The organism is Streptomyces sp. NPDC055815, from assembly GCF_053616475.1.
This window is the reverse complement of the sequence record NZ_JBSHDU010000036.1, coordinates 33,535-46,843: the sequence shown is the minus strand read 5'-3', so window position 1 is coordinate 46,843 and position 13,309 is coordinate 33,535. Positions and strand designations below refer to the sequence as shown.

The following is a 13,309-nucleotide window of genomic DNA, read 5'->3' as shown; positions in this document are numbered from 1 at the left end:
GTGCGGACGGCCCTTCGCGTGTTTTGCCGACTCGTTGCGCTGCGGCGGGACTGCAAACGCCTACGGACGGTGTTCCCTTGGTGACGAGCATTTCTGGGGCACGAGATCACGGAGGTGTGCACCATGGCCGACGCCGCGTCGCGGCTGACGACTCTCGCCGAGGAACTCCTCGGAGGACCGCTCCCGGTCCGACTGCGAGCCTGGGACGGCAGTGAAGCCGGCCCCGCCGGCGGCCCCGTCCTGATCGTCCGCGACCGCCGGGCCCTGCGGAGGATGATCTGGAAGCCCGGCGAACTGGGCCTGGCCCGCGCCTGGGTGGCCGGCGAGATCGACGTCGAGGGCGACCTCCACGAGCTCCTGGACCGCCTCTCCGGCCTCCTGTGGGAGCGCGGCGAGGAGACGCGGGGCCTGCTGGACTCCGTACGCGATCCCAAGCTCCGTGCCGCGGCCGGTGCCCTGCTGCGGCTCGCCGGGCCGCTGCCGCCGCCGCAGCCCCCGGCCGAGGAGATGCGCGGCCGTCACGGCAGACGGCACAGCAAGCGCCGCGACAAGCAGGCGATCAGTCACCACTACGACGTGGGCAACGACTTCTACGAGCTGGTCCTCGGCCCCTCGATGGTCTACTCGTGCGCGTACTGGACCGAGGACGGCACCCTTGAGGACGCCCAGCGCGACAAGCTGGACCTCATCGCCCGCAAGCTGAACCTCAAGGAGGGCGACCGGCTCCTCGACGTGGGCTGCGGCTGGGGCTCCATGGCCATCCACGCCGCCCGCGCGTACGGCGCCAGGGTCGTCGGCGTCACCCTCTCCCGCGAACAGGCCGCCTACGCCCGCAAGAGGGTCGCCGAGGAGGGCCTCACCGACCTGATCGAGATCCGGGTCCAGGACTACCGCGACGTCACCGACGGCCCGTACGACGCGATCTCCTCGATCGGCATGGCCGAGCACGTCGGCGCCGCGAAGTACCGGGAGTACGCCGACGACCTGTACGCCCTCCTCAAGCCCGGCGGGCGGCTCCTGAACCACCAGATCTCCCGGCGCCCCGAGCCCGACGAGGAGGCCTACGAGGTCGACGCCTTCATCGACGCGTACGTCTTCCCCGACGGCGAACTCGCCCCCATGGGCCGCACCCTGACGACCCTGGAGGACGCCGGCTTCGAGGTCCGGGACGTGGAGGCGATCCGCGAGCACTACGCGCTCACCCTGCGCCGCTGGGTGGCCAACCTGGAGGCCGACTGGGACCGGGCGGTCCGGCTCACCTCGCCCGGCCGGGCCAGGATCTGGCGGCTCTACATGGCGGCCTCGGCGGTCTCCTTCGAGCGCAACCGGATCGGCGTGAACCAGTTCCTCGCGGTGAAGACCCCCGTCTCCGGGGCGAGCGGGACGGCGCTGCGGCCGCGCGTCTGGCAGGAGTGAGACGAGGAAGGGCCGGTCTCCCGACGGGGAGACCGGCCCTTCGTGTCCGTACGTGCTACTCGGCCTTGATGGCGGAGAGCATGTTCAGCTTCGCCGCGCTCCGGGCCGGCCACAGGGAGGCGAGGACACCGACCACGCCGGCCAGGACCAGGAAGAGCCCGATCCGGTCCCAGGGCAGGACCAGGGAGTAGCCCGGCAGGCTGTTCTTGAAGGTCTCGCCGATCGCCCAGCCGAGGAAGGCGCCCAGACCGATGCCGACGACCGCGCCGAACACCGAGATGACGACGGCCTCCAGACGGACCATCCGCTTCACGCGGCGCCGGTCGAGGCCGATCGCGCGGAGCATGCCGATCTCCTGCTGGCGCTCGAAGACGGACATCGCGAGGGTGTTGACGACGCCGAGGATGGCGATGATCAGGGCCATGCCGAGCAGGCCGTAGACGATGTTCAGGAGCAGGTTGATCTGGCCGCCGAAGGTGTCACGGATGTCCTTCTTGTCGAGGACGGTGATCGCCGGGTTGTCGCCGAGCGCCTTCGACAGGGCCTTCGCGTTGGCGTCGGACGCGCCGCCGTCCATCGAGACGAAGATCTGCGGGGTGTAGGGCTGCTGCTCGTGGGCGTCGATCGTCCGGTGGTCGATCAGGACGGGCGAGAGGAACTCGCTGTCCGCGTAGACCGCGCCGATCGTGAGCTTGTCCTTCGCCTTGTCCAGGAACTCGACGGGGACGGTGTCGCCGACCTTCAGGCCGCGGCTCTGGGCGGTCTTCTCGGCGACGGCGATCTTCCCCTCGCGGAGGGAGGCGAGCGAGCCGTTCACGACGTCGATCTTGAGGACCTTCTCGATGTCGCCGGGGGTGACGCCGGAGGCCGAGACGAAGCTGCCCTTGATGTCGAGGGCGCCGGCCTGCTGCGGGGAGACCGCCGTGACGCCCGGGGCCTTCGCCAGGGCCGCGAGGGCGTCCTCGCTGAGGCCCTGGGAGCCGCCGGCCATGGTGATCATGTAGTCGGCCCTGATCTGGTCGACCGTCATCCTGTCGAGGGCCGAGCCGACGGTCGTGCCGATCACCGAGAGGCCGGTGACCAGGGTCAGGCCGATGGCGAGCGCGGAGGCGGTGGCGCCGGTGCGGCGCGGGTTGCGGACCGCGTTGAGGCCGGCGAGCTTGCCGGAGACCCCGAAGACCGACACGAAGAACGGGCGGATCACGGCGATCACGGGCCGGGACAGCATCGGGATCAGCACGATCACGCCGATGAGGGTGAGGAACGCGCCGCCCGCGATGAGCATGCGGCCGTCGTCGCCGCCCTTGCCGGCGCCGAGCACGATGAGGACGGCACCGATGGCGGTGAGCGCGGCGCCGATGGAGTTGCGGACGACGAGCGACTTGGTGCTGGCGGTGGCGTGGACGCTGCTCATCGCGGCGACCGGCGGGATCTTCGCGGCGCGGCGGCCGGGCAGCCAGGCGGCGAGCATGGTGATCAGGACGCCGACGCCGAAGGCGGCGAGGACCGGGGTCGCCTTGAGGATCAGCGGGCCGTCCGGCACCTTCAGTTCGAAGGCGGCCATCGCGGAGCGGAGCCCGACGGCGAGGCCGATGCCCAGGACGTAGCCGATGGCGGAGGCGACCAGGCCGACGAGTCCGGCCTCGGCGAGGACGGAGCGGGTGATCTGCTTGCGGGAGGCGCCGACGGCGCGCATCAGGGCGAGTTCCTTGGTGCGCTGCGCGACCAGCATGGTGAAGGTGTTGGAGATCAGGAAGACGCCGACGAAGAGGGCGATGCCGGCGAAGGCGAGCAGCATCTGGTTGAAGGCGCCGAGCCCGGCCTCGATGTCCTTGGCCTGCTGGTCGGCGAGGGCCTGCCCGGTCTGGGCGGTGGCGGCCTTCGGGACGACCTTCAGGACCTCGTCGAGGAGCTTGTCGTCGTTCGTGCCGGGGGTGGAGGTGACCGTCAGGTCCGAGAAGTAGCCGGGCTTCAGGTAGAGCTTCTGGGCGACGGCGCTGTCGAAGACGACGAGGCTGCCGCCGGCGTTGACGGAGCCGTCCTCGGTCGTGAAGACGCCGGAGAGGGTGTACTCCTTCACCGGGCCGTTGGTGGCGACGCGGACGCGGTCGCCGACCTTGTAGCCGCCCTTGGCGGCGGTGGCCTCGTCCAGGGCGATCTGGCCGGCCTCGGCGGGGCCGCCGCCGGTCGTGAAGGTGTACGCGGCGTCCTTGCCGTCCTTGCCGGGGGCGAAGTTGGTGCCCTTGTTGGCCCAGCCCAGGCCGATCAGCTTGCCGTTCTTGTCGGGCACGCCGGCGAAGCCGTCGACGCGGGGGGTGGCGGAGGCGACGCCGTCGAGCTTCGTGACCTTGTCGACGTCCGCCTGGGAGAGGCCGGGGTGCTTGCGGGCCTCCTCCTCGGTCGGCCGCATGCTGACGGCGACGGCGACGTCGTCGTAGCTCTTGGCCGACTGGTTGCGGAAGGCGTGGGAGAGGGTGTCGGTGAAGACGAGGGTGCCGGAGACGAAGGCCACGCCGAGCATCACGGCGAGGACGGTCATCAGCAGCCTCGCCTTGTGCGCGAGCACGTTGCGCAGGGCGGTACGGAACATGGGTGGGTCCTGGAGTTCGAGGGGGCGGCGGGCGGTGGCGGCGTGGCGCCGCGTCAGCTCGTACGGCCCTTGGCGTCGAAGGCCTTCATGCGGTCGAAGACGCCGTCCGCCGTGGGGCGGAGCATCTCGTCGACGATCCGGCCGTCCGCGAGGAAGATGACGCGGTCCGCGTAGGAGGCGGCCGTCGCGTCGTGGGTGACCATGACGACGGTCTGGCCCAGCTCGCGTACGGAGTTGCGGAGGAAGCCGAGGACCTCGGCGCCGGAGCGGGAGTCCAGGTTTCCGGTCGGCTCGTCGCCGAAGATGATCTCGGGGCGGGAGGCGAGGGCGCGGGCCACGGCCACGCGCTGCTGCTGGCCGCCGGAGAGCTCGGACGGGCGGTGGCTGAGCCGGCCGGAGAGGCCGAGCATGTCGATGACCTGCTGGACCCACTGCTTGTCGGCCTTGCGGCCGGCGATGTCCATGGGCAGCGTGATGTTCTCCAGGGCCGTCAGCGTCGGCAGCAGGTTGAAGGCCTGGAAGATGAAGCCGATCTTGTCCCGGCGCAGTTGGGTGAGCTGCTTGTCCTTCAGGGTGGACAGCTCCGTCTCGCCGATGCGGACCGAGCCGGAGGAGAAGGAGTCCAGGCCGGCGACGCAGTGCATGAGCGTCGACTTGCCGGAGCCGGAGGGGCCCATGATCGCGGTGAACTCGCCCTGCCGGAAGTCCACGCTGACCCGGTCGAGCGCGACCACCTGGGTCTCGCCGTGTCCGTAGACCTTCGTGAGATCCGTGGCGCGGGCGGCCACCGCGGTGGCGCGGGACACGGTGGGGGTGGTGGTCACGGGGGGACTCCTGTCACTGTGACGGCGATTCGGGAACCCCTCCATCGTGTCGAGCGTTCCGCCCCGGGTCGTCCGCCCACGTGCCCGTTCCGGGGGCCGTCTCGAGTCTGACCGGAGGTCCGGTCCCTCCTCCTTTGGGATGACGGGATCCCTGACTCCGGACGACGGGGAACCCGCCGCCCGGAGGTGACAGACCTGCGGCGACTTTTCGTCATTCCAGGGGGTGCCGCTTTGCGCCTGCGACCCCTGTCACAGTTTGGCGAAAGGCCCCCCACCTGCACTGACGCACCCTCAGACGTCAATAAAATAAGACAACATCGGGCCGACGTTCCGCTGATCGGGGGAAACCGTCCCGATAGGCTCATGTGCCAACGCGGAGCTTCGCGGCGACGCCCGGGTGGTGGAATGCAGACACGGCGAGCTTAAACCTCGCTGGCCTTCGGGCCGTACCGGTTCGAGTCCGGTTCCGGGCACCACGGTCTCGCTATCGCGGGAGGTTCTCCAGCAGCCAGGAGCCGTACTCCTGGGAGAGGAGCGGGCCGGACGGGCCCGCTCCGCCGATGATCGTCCGGTCGGCGGCCTCCTCGTCCAGACCGTCGTCCACGCCGCTGTCGACGAGCCGCAGGAACGCGGGGGTCCGCGGCCTGTCGCCCATCCGGCTCAGCTCGGCCTCGTCCTCCAGCTCGGGAGCGGCGGCGTTGTGGGAGAAGAAGACGCCCGTCCGGTGGTCGATCCGCTGGTACTCCATGCCCGCGAGGGCGTAGCGGGCGGCGAGGGCGCCCTGCCCGGTGCCGCCGACGGTCAGCGGGGCCTCGCCCGTGCTCTCCGCGAGCGCGCGGGTCACGGTGTTCTGGACGGTTCCGCCGTCGCCGGTCATGGAGCCGTCCTCGGGCAGGCCGAGCAGGATCAGGTCGTGGCCGCGCGCCTTCAGCCCCGCGAGGAGCGAGTACGAGCCGTGGTCCGCGCCGGCGGCGAGCTCGGCGAGTCCGGTGCCGGCGTCGCCGACCAGGATCACGGGCCTGGTGAGGCGCCCGTCCGCGGTGAAGACCCACGCGGTGGCGTGGCGCAGGGTCCAGGTCTCGTTCGGTTCGGCGGCCATGGGGCTCTCCTGTGGAGGGGGTGGTTCCGTACGGGACGAGCCTGGCCGGGCGGGGTGGCGCACCGCCGACGAAGATCGAAAACTTACGGGAAAAGATCCTCCCCGAGCACTAGGGCGTTCCTTTTGCCTACCCATTACTCTTGACGCAAGACCGCGCCGTGCGGTCTTGCCATGGAGGAGTGAGATGAGGAGCAGCAACCCGGTCTTCTCGCGACGGGGGTTCAGCCGCGACGCCGGCTACGCGGGCTTCAACGCGCAGCAGCCGCAGGCCGGGGGCCCCGCCGTCGGAACCAACCCGTACGCCCAGGGCAACCCCTACGCCCAGGGCGAGGCGAACCCGTACGCCACCAACCCGTACGCCCCGCAGGACGTCCAGCTCGGCGCCCCGCAGCAGGCCCGCGGCAACGTGATGACGATCGACGACGTCGTGAGCCGTACGGCCATGACGCTCGGCACGGTCGTGCTCACCGCCGTCCTGTCCTGGCTGCTGCTGCCGGTCGACCCGGCGAACCTCGGCAAGTCCTACGGCATCGCCATCGGCGCCGCCCTGGTCGCCCTGGTCCTGTCGCTGGTGCAGTCCTTCAAGCGCAAGCCGTCTCCCGCGCTGATCCTGGGCTACGCGGCCTTCGAGGGCGTCTTCCTCGGCGTCATCTCGGCCGCCGTCTCGACGTACATCGCCGACGGCGTGGTCATCCAGGCGGTCCTGGGCACGATGGCGGTCTTCGCCGGCGTGCTCATCGCCTACAAGATGGGCTGGATCCGCGTCACCCGCCGCTTCTACGGCTTCGTGATCGCCGCCGCGATCGGCTTCACGCTGCTCATGGTGGCCAACCTGCTGTTCGCGGTCTTCGCCGGTGGTGACGGCCTCGGCTTCCGCAGCGGTGGCCTCGGCATCGTCTTCGGCATCGTCGGCATCATCCTCGGTGCCTGCTTCCTGGCCCTCGACTTCAAGCAGGTCGAGGACGGCGTGACCTACGGCGCGCCGCGCGAGGAGGCCTGGCTGGCCGCCTTCGGTCTCACCATGACCCTGGTGTGGATCTACCTGGAGATGCTGCGTCTGCTGTCGATCCTGCAGGGCGACGACTGACGCACCCCCTGACTCGGGGGAGGGCCCGTCCGGCTTCGTGCCGGGCGGGCCCTTTCGTGTGTCTTCCGTGTTGTCTTCCGCGCGTCTTTCCGTGCGTCTAGGAGGCCGCGGAGTCGAGCAGGACGCGGGCCGCGGCCTTGGCCTGCGCGGCCGGTTCGGCGGAGCCGGTGATGCCCGCGACGGCCATGGCGCCGTTGGCGAGCAGGGCCAGCTGGTCGGCGAGGACGGGCGGGGCGCCGAGGGCGTCCGTCTGCTCCGCGAAGTAGGCCCGCAGGGCCTCCTTGTGGTCGCGGGCGATCGTGGTGACCGCCGGGGCGACCCCGCCGAGCTCGCCGAAGGTGTTGATGAAGGCGCAGCCGCGGAACTCCGGCTCCGCGAACCAGCCTGCCAGCCAGTCGAAGACCGCGAGGGCCCGCTCGTACGGCCCGTCGGCGGTCCGGGCGCCGTGCGCGGTCAGGTCGGACCGTACGGTCTCGTCGCGGCGCCTCAGGACGGCCTCGACGAGCAGGTCCTTGGACGGGAAGACCTGGTAGAGCCGCTTCAGGGAGACCCCCGACGCGGTGCGGATGGCGTCCATGCCGACGGCCTGCACCCCCCGCTCGTCGAAGAGCCGTTCCGCGGTGTCGAGCAGCTTCAGCTCGGCGGTTTCCGCGTCCATCGTCCGATCACCCCTTGCGTGGAGAACCATCGTTCTCGTAGTCTACAGGGCATCGGGAGAACGACCGTTCTCCCGATCGGATCCGGAAACGGGGAGTCAGCCATGTCCGCGTTCAACCTGCGTGCCCGCACCGCCACCGTCGACGGGCTCGACGTCTTCTACCGGGAGGCCGGCGACCCGGCGAACCCCACCCTCGTGCTGCTGCACGGCTTCCCGTCCAGCTCGCACATGTACCGGGGGCTCATCGCCGAGCTCGCCGACGCGTACCACCTGATCGCCCCGGACCACATCGGCTTCGGCGCCTCCGCCGCACCGGCCGTCGAGGACTTCACGTACAGCTTCGAGAAGCTCACCGAGATGACCCTCGGCCTCCTCGACCAGCTGGGCGTGGAGCGGTTCGCGCTCTACATCCAGGACTACGGAGCGCCGATCGGCCTGCGGATCGCCTCCCGCCACCCCGAGCGCGTCACCGCGATCGTCAGCCAGAGCGGCAACGCCTACCTGGAGGGGTTCACGCCCTTCTGGGACGTGCTCTTCGCCCACGCCGAGGACCGGGCGGCGAACGAGGCCGGCGTACGGGAACTGCTGACCGCCGAGGCCACCCGCTGGCAGTACACCCACGGGGTCCCCGCCGACCGGCTCGACCGGATCGGCCCCGAGACCTGGACCCTCGACCAGGCCGGCCTCGACCGGCCCGGCAACAAGGAGATCCAGCTCCAGCTCTTCTGGGACTACCAGTTCAACCTGGACGGCTACCCGGCCTTCCAGGAGTACTTCCGCACCCACCGGCCGCCGCTGCTCGCGGCCTGGGGGCGCGGCGACGAGATCTTCGGGCCGGCCGGTGCGGAGGCCTTCGCCCGCGACCTGCCCGACGCCGAGATCCACCTCCTGGACGCCGGGCACTTCGCCCTGGAGACCCACGGCGAGGAGATCGCCGCACTCGTCCGCGACTTCCTCGGCCGGCACGTGAAGTGACGCGCCGCCGGCCCCGGATCAGAGCAGTCTGCGGGCCGCCCGCCGCAGGTCGTACTCGTGGATGATCGCCTTCGCGTGGCCGTACGCCAGCTCGTGCGCCCCGCGGAGCCAGTTGACCCGCTCCTCGAAGCGGAGGAGGGAGGGACCCTCCTCGACGGTGCGCATCCAGTCGGCGATCTCACGACCGGTGCGGCGCGGGATCCGGGCCAACAGGTTGCGGTGGGTCTCTTCGGAGAAAGTGTGGGACATCGGCGCCTCCGGACGCTTCGTACCGTGTGCTTCTCGTACTCCTTCAGGTCACCGTGCCGAAGCCTTCGGCCGTTGGCAAGGGGCCCGGGAGGGCGCGTAGGGTCGCGGGGTGCCTGATACGAGTGAACTGACCGCCGCCGTCGAGCGGTTCGCCGACCGGCTGCGGGCGGCCCCGCAGAGCCGCCTCAAGCAGACCGCGGCGGCCGAAGGCCTGGCCCTGGCCAGGGAGTTGTCGGTGCGCGCCCAGCGCGCCGAGGCCCCGGACCGGGAGCCCAGGATCATGCCGGAGGCGGGCCTCTTCGTGGTCGGCGACCAGCTCGCCGTCGCCGGGAACGATCTGGCCGAAATCCTGCGAACGGCCCCGGCCGGCTCCCGCGAGGCGGAGCTGGACGAGGCCGTGAGGCTGGTACGGGAGGCGGCGGAGCGCTCGGGGCTCTGACGCCGCCTGGTGGACGTCAGAGGGAGGCGATGACGCGGTCGGCGAGGATGTAGACGTTCTCCTCGTCCGAGTCGCCGTACGAGAAGGTCAGGGCGAAGGCGCCCGAGACGCCCGAACCGCCGAGCAGCACCGGGGTGCGACCGGCCCGCAGGGCCTCCGCGAGGCGCTCCGCGGTCTCGCGGTGACCCGGGGTCATACAGAGCGTGGTGCCGTCCGCGAAGACGTACACGTCGAGGGTGCCGAGCGGGCCCGGGCGCACGTCGGTGAGCGCGGTACGGGTGTCCGCGAGCTCCTCAAGGCGGGCCACCGTCCGCTCGTGGTCCGTCACGACGGGCGTCTGCACCGGCACGAAGTCCGGGTGCGAGGGGTGCCGGCGGCGGGCCGCGGCCAGCTCCGCCGAGTCCTCGGGGTACTCGTCGAAGGAGTCGAAGGCCTCCAGCGGGTCGGGGCCGTCGAGCGCGGCGGCCTCCGCCTCCATGGCCTCCAGGGCCATCGCCTCCAGGCCCACGAAGTCGGCCTGGCGCGGCACGAAGAGCGTGCCGTCGTCGACCGGGCCGCCCAGACCGCCCAGCAGGGACGGGGCGTCGGCCGCGTCACGGGCCTCCTGCGCGGCCCAGAAGGCGCGCGCCTCCGCGAGCTCGCGCTCGCGCTCCTCGGCCAGCGCCTCGGCGACCGCGGCCCGTATCTCGGCGGCGGGCGTGGCGCGGGCCGCGGGGACCGTGGCACCGTGACCGGCGGCCAGCTCGCCCCGGAGGGCGGTGACCTCCTTGCGGAGACCGTGGACGGCGTGCAGGGCAGCAGCGCCCACGGCCGTGGCAGCGGCCGTGGTCAGCAGCAGGGCAAGAGACATGGCGCTCACTGACGTACTCCCGATTCCGAGTCGATCCCCCGACTTCCTACATCAGCTTGTCCTGGGGTGGTGCCCGCTGTCAGTGCATTACGTCACGAATTGGACAGGTATTTCTGCCAGGTGTTTAGTCCCGAAACGGCTCTGACCTGGGAAAACGAACTCCCCCGGGATATAGGTCACATCCTGGGGGAGATTCGGTCACGGCTCGGACGCGGAGCGGTTGACGCGCTCGGTCCGTGGAGAGCGGGGGATCCGGAGCCGGGTCAGTTCGGGCGGCTCAGCTCAGTCGCTCGCTTTCTTGGTCGCACTGAGCTTCGCCACCGCTGCGGGCAGGTGCCGCTACGGCTCAGCTCAGTCGCTCGATGACCATCGCCATGCCCTGGCCGCCGCCGACGCACATGGTCTCCAGACCGAACTGCTTGTCGTGGAACTGGAGGCTGTTGATCAGCGTGCCGGTGATGCGGGCGCCGGTCATGCCGAAGGGGTGGCCGACGGCGATGGCACCGCCGTTGACGTTCACCTTGTCCAGGTCGAGGCCCAGGTCCTGGTAGGACGGGATCACCTGGGCGGCGAAGGCCTCGTTGATCTCGGCGAGGTCGATGTCGCCGATGGTCAGCCCGGCGCGCTTGAGGGCCTGCTTCGAGGCCTCGACCGGGCCGAGGCCCATGATCTCCGGGGAGAGGCCGGAGACGCCGGTGGAGACGATCCGGGCCAGCGGGGTCAGACCCAGCTCGCGGGCCTTCGTGTCGGACATGATCACGAGCGCGGCGGCGCCGTCGTTCAGCGGGCAGCAGTTGCCGGCGGTGACCAGGCCGTCGGGGCGGAAGACCGGCTTGAGGCCCTGCACGCCCTCCAGGGTGACGCCGGCGCGCGGGCCGTCGTCCGTGGACACGACCGTGCCGTCCGGCAGCGTGACCGGGGTGATCTCCCGCTCCCAGAAGCCGTTCTTGATGGCCTGCTCGGCGAGGTTCTGCGACCGTACGCCGAACTCGTCCATCTCCTGGCGGCTGATGCCCTTCCAGCGGGCCAGGTTCTCGGCGGTCTGGCCCATCGCGATGTACGCGTCCGGGACGATGCCGTCCTCGCGCGGGTCGTGCCAGGTGGAGCCCTCGGAGGCGGCGACCTGCGCGGTGCGGGCCTCGGCGTCGGCGAAGAAGGGGTTGTGCGTGTCGGGCAGCGAGTCCGAGTTGCCCTTCACGAAGCGGGACACCATCTCGACGCCGGCCGAGATGAAGACGTCGCCCTCGCCCGCCTTGATCGCGTGCAGCGCCATGCGGGAGGTCTGCAGCGAGGAGGAGCAGTAGCGGGTGATCGTGCAGCCCGGCAGGTGGTCCATGCCCATCTGCACGGCGACGATCCGGCCCAGGTTGTTGCCCTGCTCGCCGCCGGGGAGGCCACAGCCGAGCATCAGGTCGTCGATGTCGCGCGGGTCCAGCTCCGGCACCTTGGCCAGGGCGGCCTGGATGATGGTCGCGGTGAGGTCGTCCGGCCGCAGGTCCTTGAGGGAGCCCTTGAAGGCCCGGCCGATGGGCGAGCGGGCGGTCGAGACGATCACGGCTTCGGGCATGACGGCTCCATGAGGGTGCGGAGTGGGCGGACTGAAAGGGAAGTTACCCGCACGTACCGCACGGGTCACCGCCGGAAGGGTGTGACACGGACCTCTTTTCTAAGCGAGCGCTCAGCCTCCGGGCCTCCGCCCGTGTGTGGCCCGCGCCTGCCTGTGCGGTGCCCCGCCCCCGTGTGGGCAATCGTCCCGCTGGGGCGATGGGGGTCCCCCCTGCTCGAGCGAAGCCGAGAGCTTGGGGGAGGGTGGGCACACGGGACGGCGCCCTCCAGCGGCGCCTCCGCGTTCCGTGCCCCGACCCGCACCTCAAGGGTGCCGCCGCCGGTGGTGCGGGTCCAGGCGCGGGAGCCTCTGGCGCCGGCAGGGGCGCCGTTCCGTTGTGCCCACCCGTTCCGCCCCTTGCGGAACGCCTGCCCACAACGGGGTGGGCACCGTCCGGGCGGGTGGGCACCGCCCCGGCGGAACGCAGGCCCACAACGGGGTGGGTGCCGCCCCGGCGGAACGCAGGCCCACAACGGGGCTACGCCTGGGCGTCCTCCGGGGTGGGGGTTTCCGTGGGGACCGGGAGGCGGCGCCGCCGGCGGTGCTTCAGGAGGGCCCACGGCGCGCGCGCACCCGTGACCTCCGTCCCCGCCTCCCGCGCCGCCTCCGCCGCCGCCTTCGCCACCGGCAGCATGTCCTCCCGCCGCGCCGGCTCCAGCCGGTCCGTTTCCGGCCAGACGCCCAGCGCCGCGCACAGCGTCGGCAGGACCGCCATCGCCGCCGTCGCGTACCCCTCCGCCGAGGGGTGGAAGCTGTCGATCCCGAACATCTCGCGCGGGTTCGCCGCGAACTCGGGGCCGAGGAGGTCCCCGAGCGACACGGTCCGGCCTCCCTGCTCCACGACCACGATCGTCTGCGCCGCGGCCAGCTGCCGCGAGGCCCGCCGGGCCAGCCAGCGCAGCGGCTGGTAGACCGGCTCGATCGTGCCGAGATCCGGGCAGGTGCCGACCACCACCTCCGCGCCGGCCGTCCGCAGCCGCCGTACGGCCGAGGCGAGGAGCCGTACCGACTCGGTCGCCGGCAGCCGGTGCGTCACGTCGTTCGCGCCGATCATGATCACGCACACGTCCGGCGGCCCGAGCGGCTGCGCGAGGAGCAGCGAGACCTGCCGCTCCAGATCGTCCGAGCGCGCTCCCGAGAGCGCAACGTTCCGCAGCACCACCGGCCGCTCCGCCACCGCCGCGAGCCCGGAGGCGAGCAGCGCGCCCGGTGTCTGACCCGAGCGGCGCACCCCCTGGCCCGCCGCGGTGGAATCACCCAGAAGGGCCAGCCGCAGCGGGTCCTCCGTGCCGAACGCGCGGCCGTAGAGGCCGTCCGCCACCGGCGGCAGCGGTGCCGGTGCGCCGTAGACCGTGCGCTTGGCCAGCTGTGCCTCGGCCAGGAGGACCCCCACCGCCGCCACCCCGACCAGCCCGATGCTCCCGCCGCCGTACGCCGCACCCGCCGCGATCCGCCGCGCCACCCTCGCCCTCGACATGGGGGCCGTCACCTCCTTCAAGCCGTTCAGGGTCTAACT

General features: G+C 71.5%; 12 protein-coding genes and 1 tRNA gene. 5 read left to right on the top strand and 8 right to left on the bottom strand.

All coding sequences use genetic code 11. The annotated features are described in order from the left end of the window. Nucleotides 1-123: 123 nt before the first annotated feature. Complete coding sequence (locus ACWGN5_RS22875; RefSeq protein ID WP_453518095.1) at nt 124-1,416, top strand: class I SAM-dependent methyltransferase; 1,293 nt, start codon at nt 124-126, stop codon at nt 1,414-1,416. Nucleotides 1,417-1,471: 55 nt separating this feature from the next. Here ACWGN5_RS22875 and ACWGN5_RS22870 read toward each other — a convergent pair whose 3' ends face one another. Together ACWGN5_RS22870 and ACWGN5_RS22865 are read right to left on the bottom strand one after the other, a co-directional pair. Further along, on the bottom strand, nt 1,472-4,006 hold the full coding sequence (locus ACWGN5_RS22870) for an ABC transporter permease (RefSeq protein ID WP_453518092.1): 2,535 nt from the start codon (nt 4,004-4,006) through the stop codon (nt 1,472-1,474). 53 nt (nt 4,007-4,059) lie between these two features. Next, a complete protein-coding gene (locus ACWGN5_RS22865) occupies nt 4,060-4,830 on the bottom strand; it encodes an ABC transporter ATP-binding protein (protein ID WP_453518089.1) in 771 nt (256 codons plus the stop codon). Between the two features lie 391 nt (nt 4,831-5,221). On the opposite strand from ACWGN5_RS22865, the gene ACWGN5_RS22860 reads away from it, so the two are divergent. Continuing rightward, nucleotides 5,222-5,306, top strand: a tRNA-Leu gene (locus ACWGN5_RS22860). Between the two features lie 8 nt (nt 5,307-5,314). Here ACWGN5_RS22860 and ACWGN5_RS22855 read toward each other — a convergent pair. Beyond that, nucleotides 5,315-5,929 (bottom strand): hypothetical protein, encoded by a 615-nt coding sequence (locus ACWGN5_RS22855; RefSeq protein ID WP_453518086.1) that lies wholly within the window; start codon nt 5,927-5,929, stop codon nt 5,315-5,317. A gap of 184 nt (nt 5,930-6,113) precedes the next feature. Here ACWGN5_RS22855 and ACWGN5_RS22850 point away from each other — a divergent pair, with 184 nt between their 5' ends. Further along, nucleotides 6,114-7,016: a Bax inhibitor-1/YccA family protein gene (locus tag ACWGN5_RS22850; RefSeq protein WP_453518084.1), complete on the top strand. Its 903-nt coding sequence runs from the start codon at nt 6,114-6,116 to the stop codon at nt 7,014-7,016. A 97-nt stretch (nt 7,017-7,113) separates the two neighbouring features. Here the strand turns inward: ACWGN5_RS22850 and ACWGN5_RS22845 are convergent, their stop codons facing one another. Beyond that, entirely contained in the window at nt 7,114-7,674 is a 561-nt protein-coding gene (locus tag ACWGN5_RS22845) for a TetR/AcrR family transcriptional regulator (protein WP_453518081.1), read from the bottom strand. A gap of 102 nt (nt 7,675-7,776) precedes the next feature. On the opposite strand from ACWGN5_RS22845, the gene ACWGN5_RS22840 reads away from it, so the two are divergent. Beyond that, nucleotides 7,777-8,649, top strand: coding sequence for an alpha/beta fold hydrolase (locus tag ACWGN5_RS22840; protein WP_453518078.1), 873 nt, complete (start codon nt 7,777-7,779; stop codon nt 8,647-8,649). An 18-nt stretch (nt 8,650-8,667) separates the two neighbouring features. On the opposite strand, the gene ACWGN5_RS22835 is transcribed toward ACWGN5_RS22840, so the two are convergent. Further along, the gene (locus tag ACWGN5_RS22835) at nt 8,668-8,898 is read right to left on the bottom strand and encodes a DUF4287 domain-containing protein (RefSeq protein ID WP_453518076.1); all 231 of its coding nucleotides are present in this window, start codon (nt 8,896-8,898) and stop codon (nt 8,668-8,670) included. Nucleotides 8,899-9,007: 109 nt separating this feature from the next. On the opposite strand from ACWGN5_RS22835, the gene ACWGN5_RS22830 reads away from it, so the two are divergent. After that, complete coding sequence (locus ACWGN5_RS22830; protein WP_453518074.1) at nt 9,008-9,337, top strand: hypothetical protein; 330 nt, start codon at nt 9,008-9,010, stop codon at nt 9,335-9,337. 16 nt (nt 9,338-9,353) lie between these two features. Here the strand turns inward: ACWGN5_RS22830 and ACWGN5_RS22825 are convergent, their stop codons facing one another. From ACWGN5_RS22825 to ACWGN5_RS22815, 3 genes are all read right to left on the bottom strand, one after another. Then, entirely contained in the window at nt 9,354-10,187 is an 834-nt protein-coding gene (locus tag ACWGN5_RS22825) for a hypothetical protein (RefSeq protein ID WP_453518071.1), read from the bottom strand. A 346-nt stretch (nt 10,188-10,533) separates the two neighbouring features. Further along, a complete protein-coding gene (locus tag ACWGN5_RS22820; protein WP_453518068.1) occupies nt 10,534-11,754 on the bottom strand; it encodes an acetyl-CoA C-acetyltransferase in 1,221 nt (406 codons plus the stop codon). Nucleotides 11,755-12,271: 517 nt separating this feature from the next. Further along, nucleotides 12,272-13,270: an SGNH/GDSL hydrolase family protein gene (locus tag ACWGN5_RS22815; protein ID WP_453518065.1), complete on the bottom strand. Its 999-nt coding sequence runs from the start codon at nt 13,268-13,270 to the stop codon at nt 12,272-12,274. Between the last annotated feature and the right edge of the window lie 39 nt (nt 13,271-13,309).

Bases quoted from the DNA above. Each gene is read 5' to 3' on its own strand.
- ACWGN5_RS22875 (WP_453518095.1), top strand. From the start codon at position 124: ATGGCCGACGCCGCGTCGCGGCTGACGACTCTCGCCGAGGAACTCCTC.
- ACWGN5_RS22870 (WP_453518092.1), bottom strand. From the start codon at position 4,006: ATGTTCCGTACCGCCCTGCGCAACGTGCTCGCGCACAAGGCGAGGCTG.
- ACWGN5_RS22855 (WP_453518086.1), bottom strand. From the start codon at position 5,929: ATGGCCGCCGAACCGAACGAGACCTGGACCCTGCGCCACGCCACCGCG.
- ACWGN5_RS22850 (WP_453518084.1), top strand. From the start codon at position 6,114: ATGAGGAGCAGCAACCCGGTCTTCTCGCGACGGGGGTTCAGCCGCGAC.
- ACWGN5_RS22845 (WP_453518081.1), bottom strand. From the start codon at position 7,674: ATGGACGCGGAAACCGCCGAGCTGAAGCTGCTCGACACCGCGGAACGG.
- ACWGN5_RS22840 (WP_453518078.1), top strand. From the start codon at position 7,777: ATGTCCGCGTTCAACCTGCGTGCCCGCACCGCCACCGTCGACGGGCTC.
- ACWGN5_RS22835 (WP_453518076.1), bottom strand. From the start codon at position 8,898: ATGTCCCACACTTTCTCCGAAGAGACCCACCGCAACCTGTTGGCCCGG.
- ACWGN5_RS22825 (WP_453518071.1), bottom strand. From the start codon at position 10,187: ATGTCTCTTGCCCTGCTGCTGACCACGGCCGCTGCCACGGCCGTGGGC.
- ACWGN5_RS22820 (WP_453518068.1), bottom strand. From the start codon at position 11,754: ATGCCCGAAGCCGTGATCGTCTCGACCGCCCGCTCGCCCATCGGCCGG.
- ACWGN5_RS22815 (WP_453518065.1), bottom strand. From the start codon at position 13,270: ATGTCGAGGGCGAGGGTGGCGCGGCGGATCGCGGCGGGTGCGGCGTAC.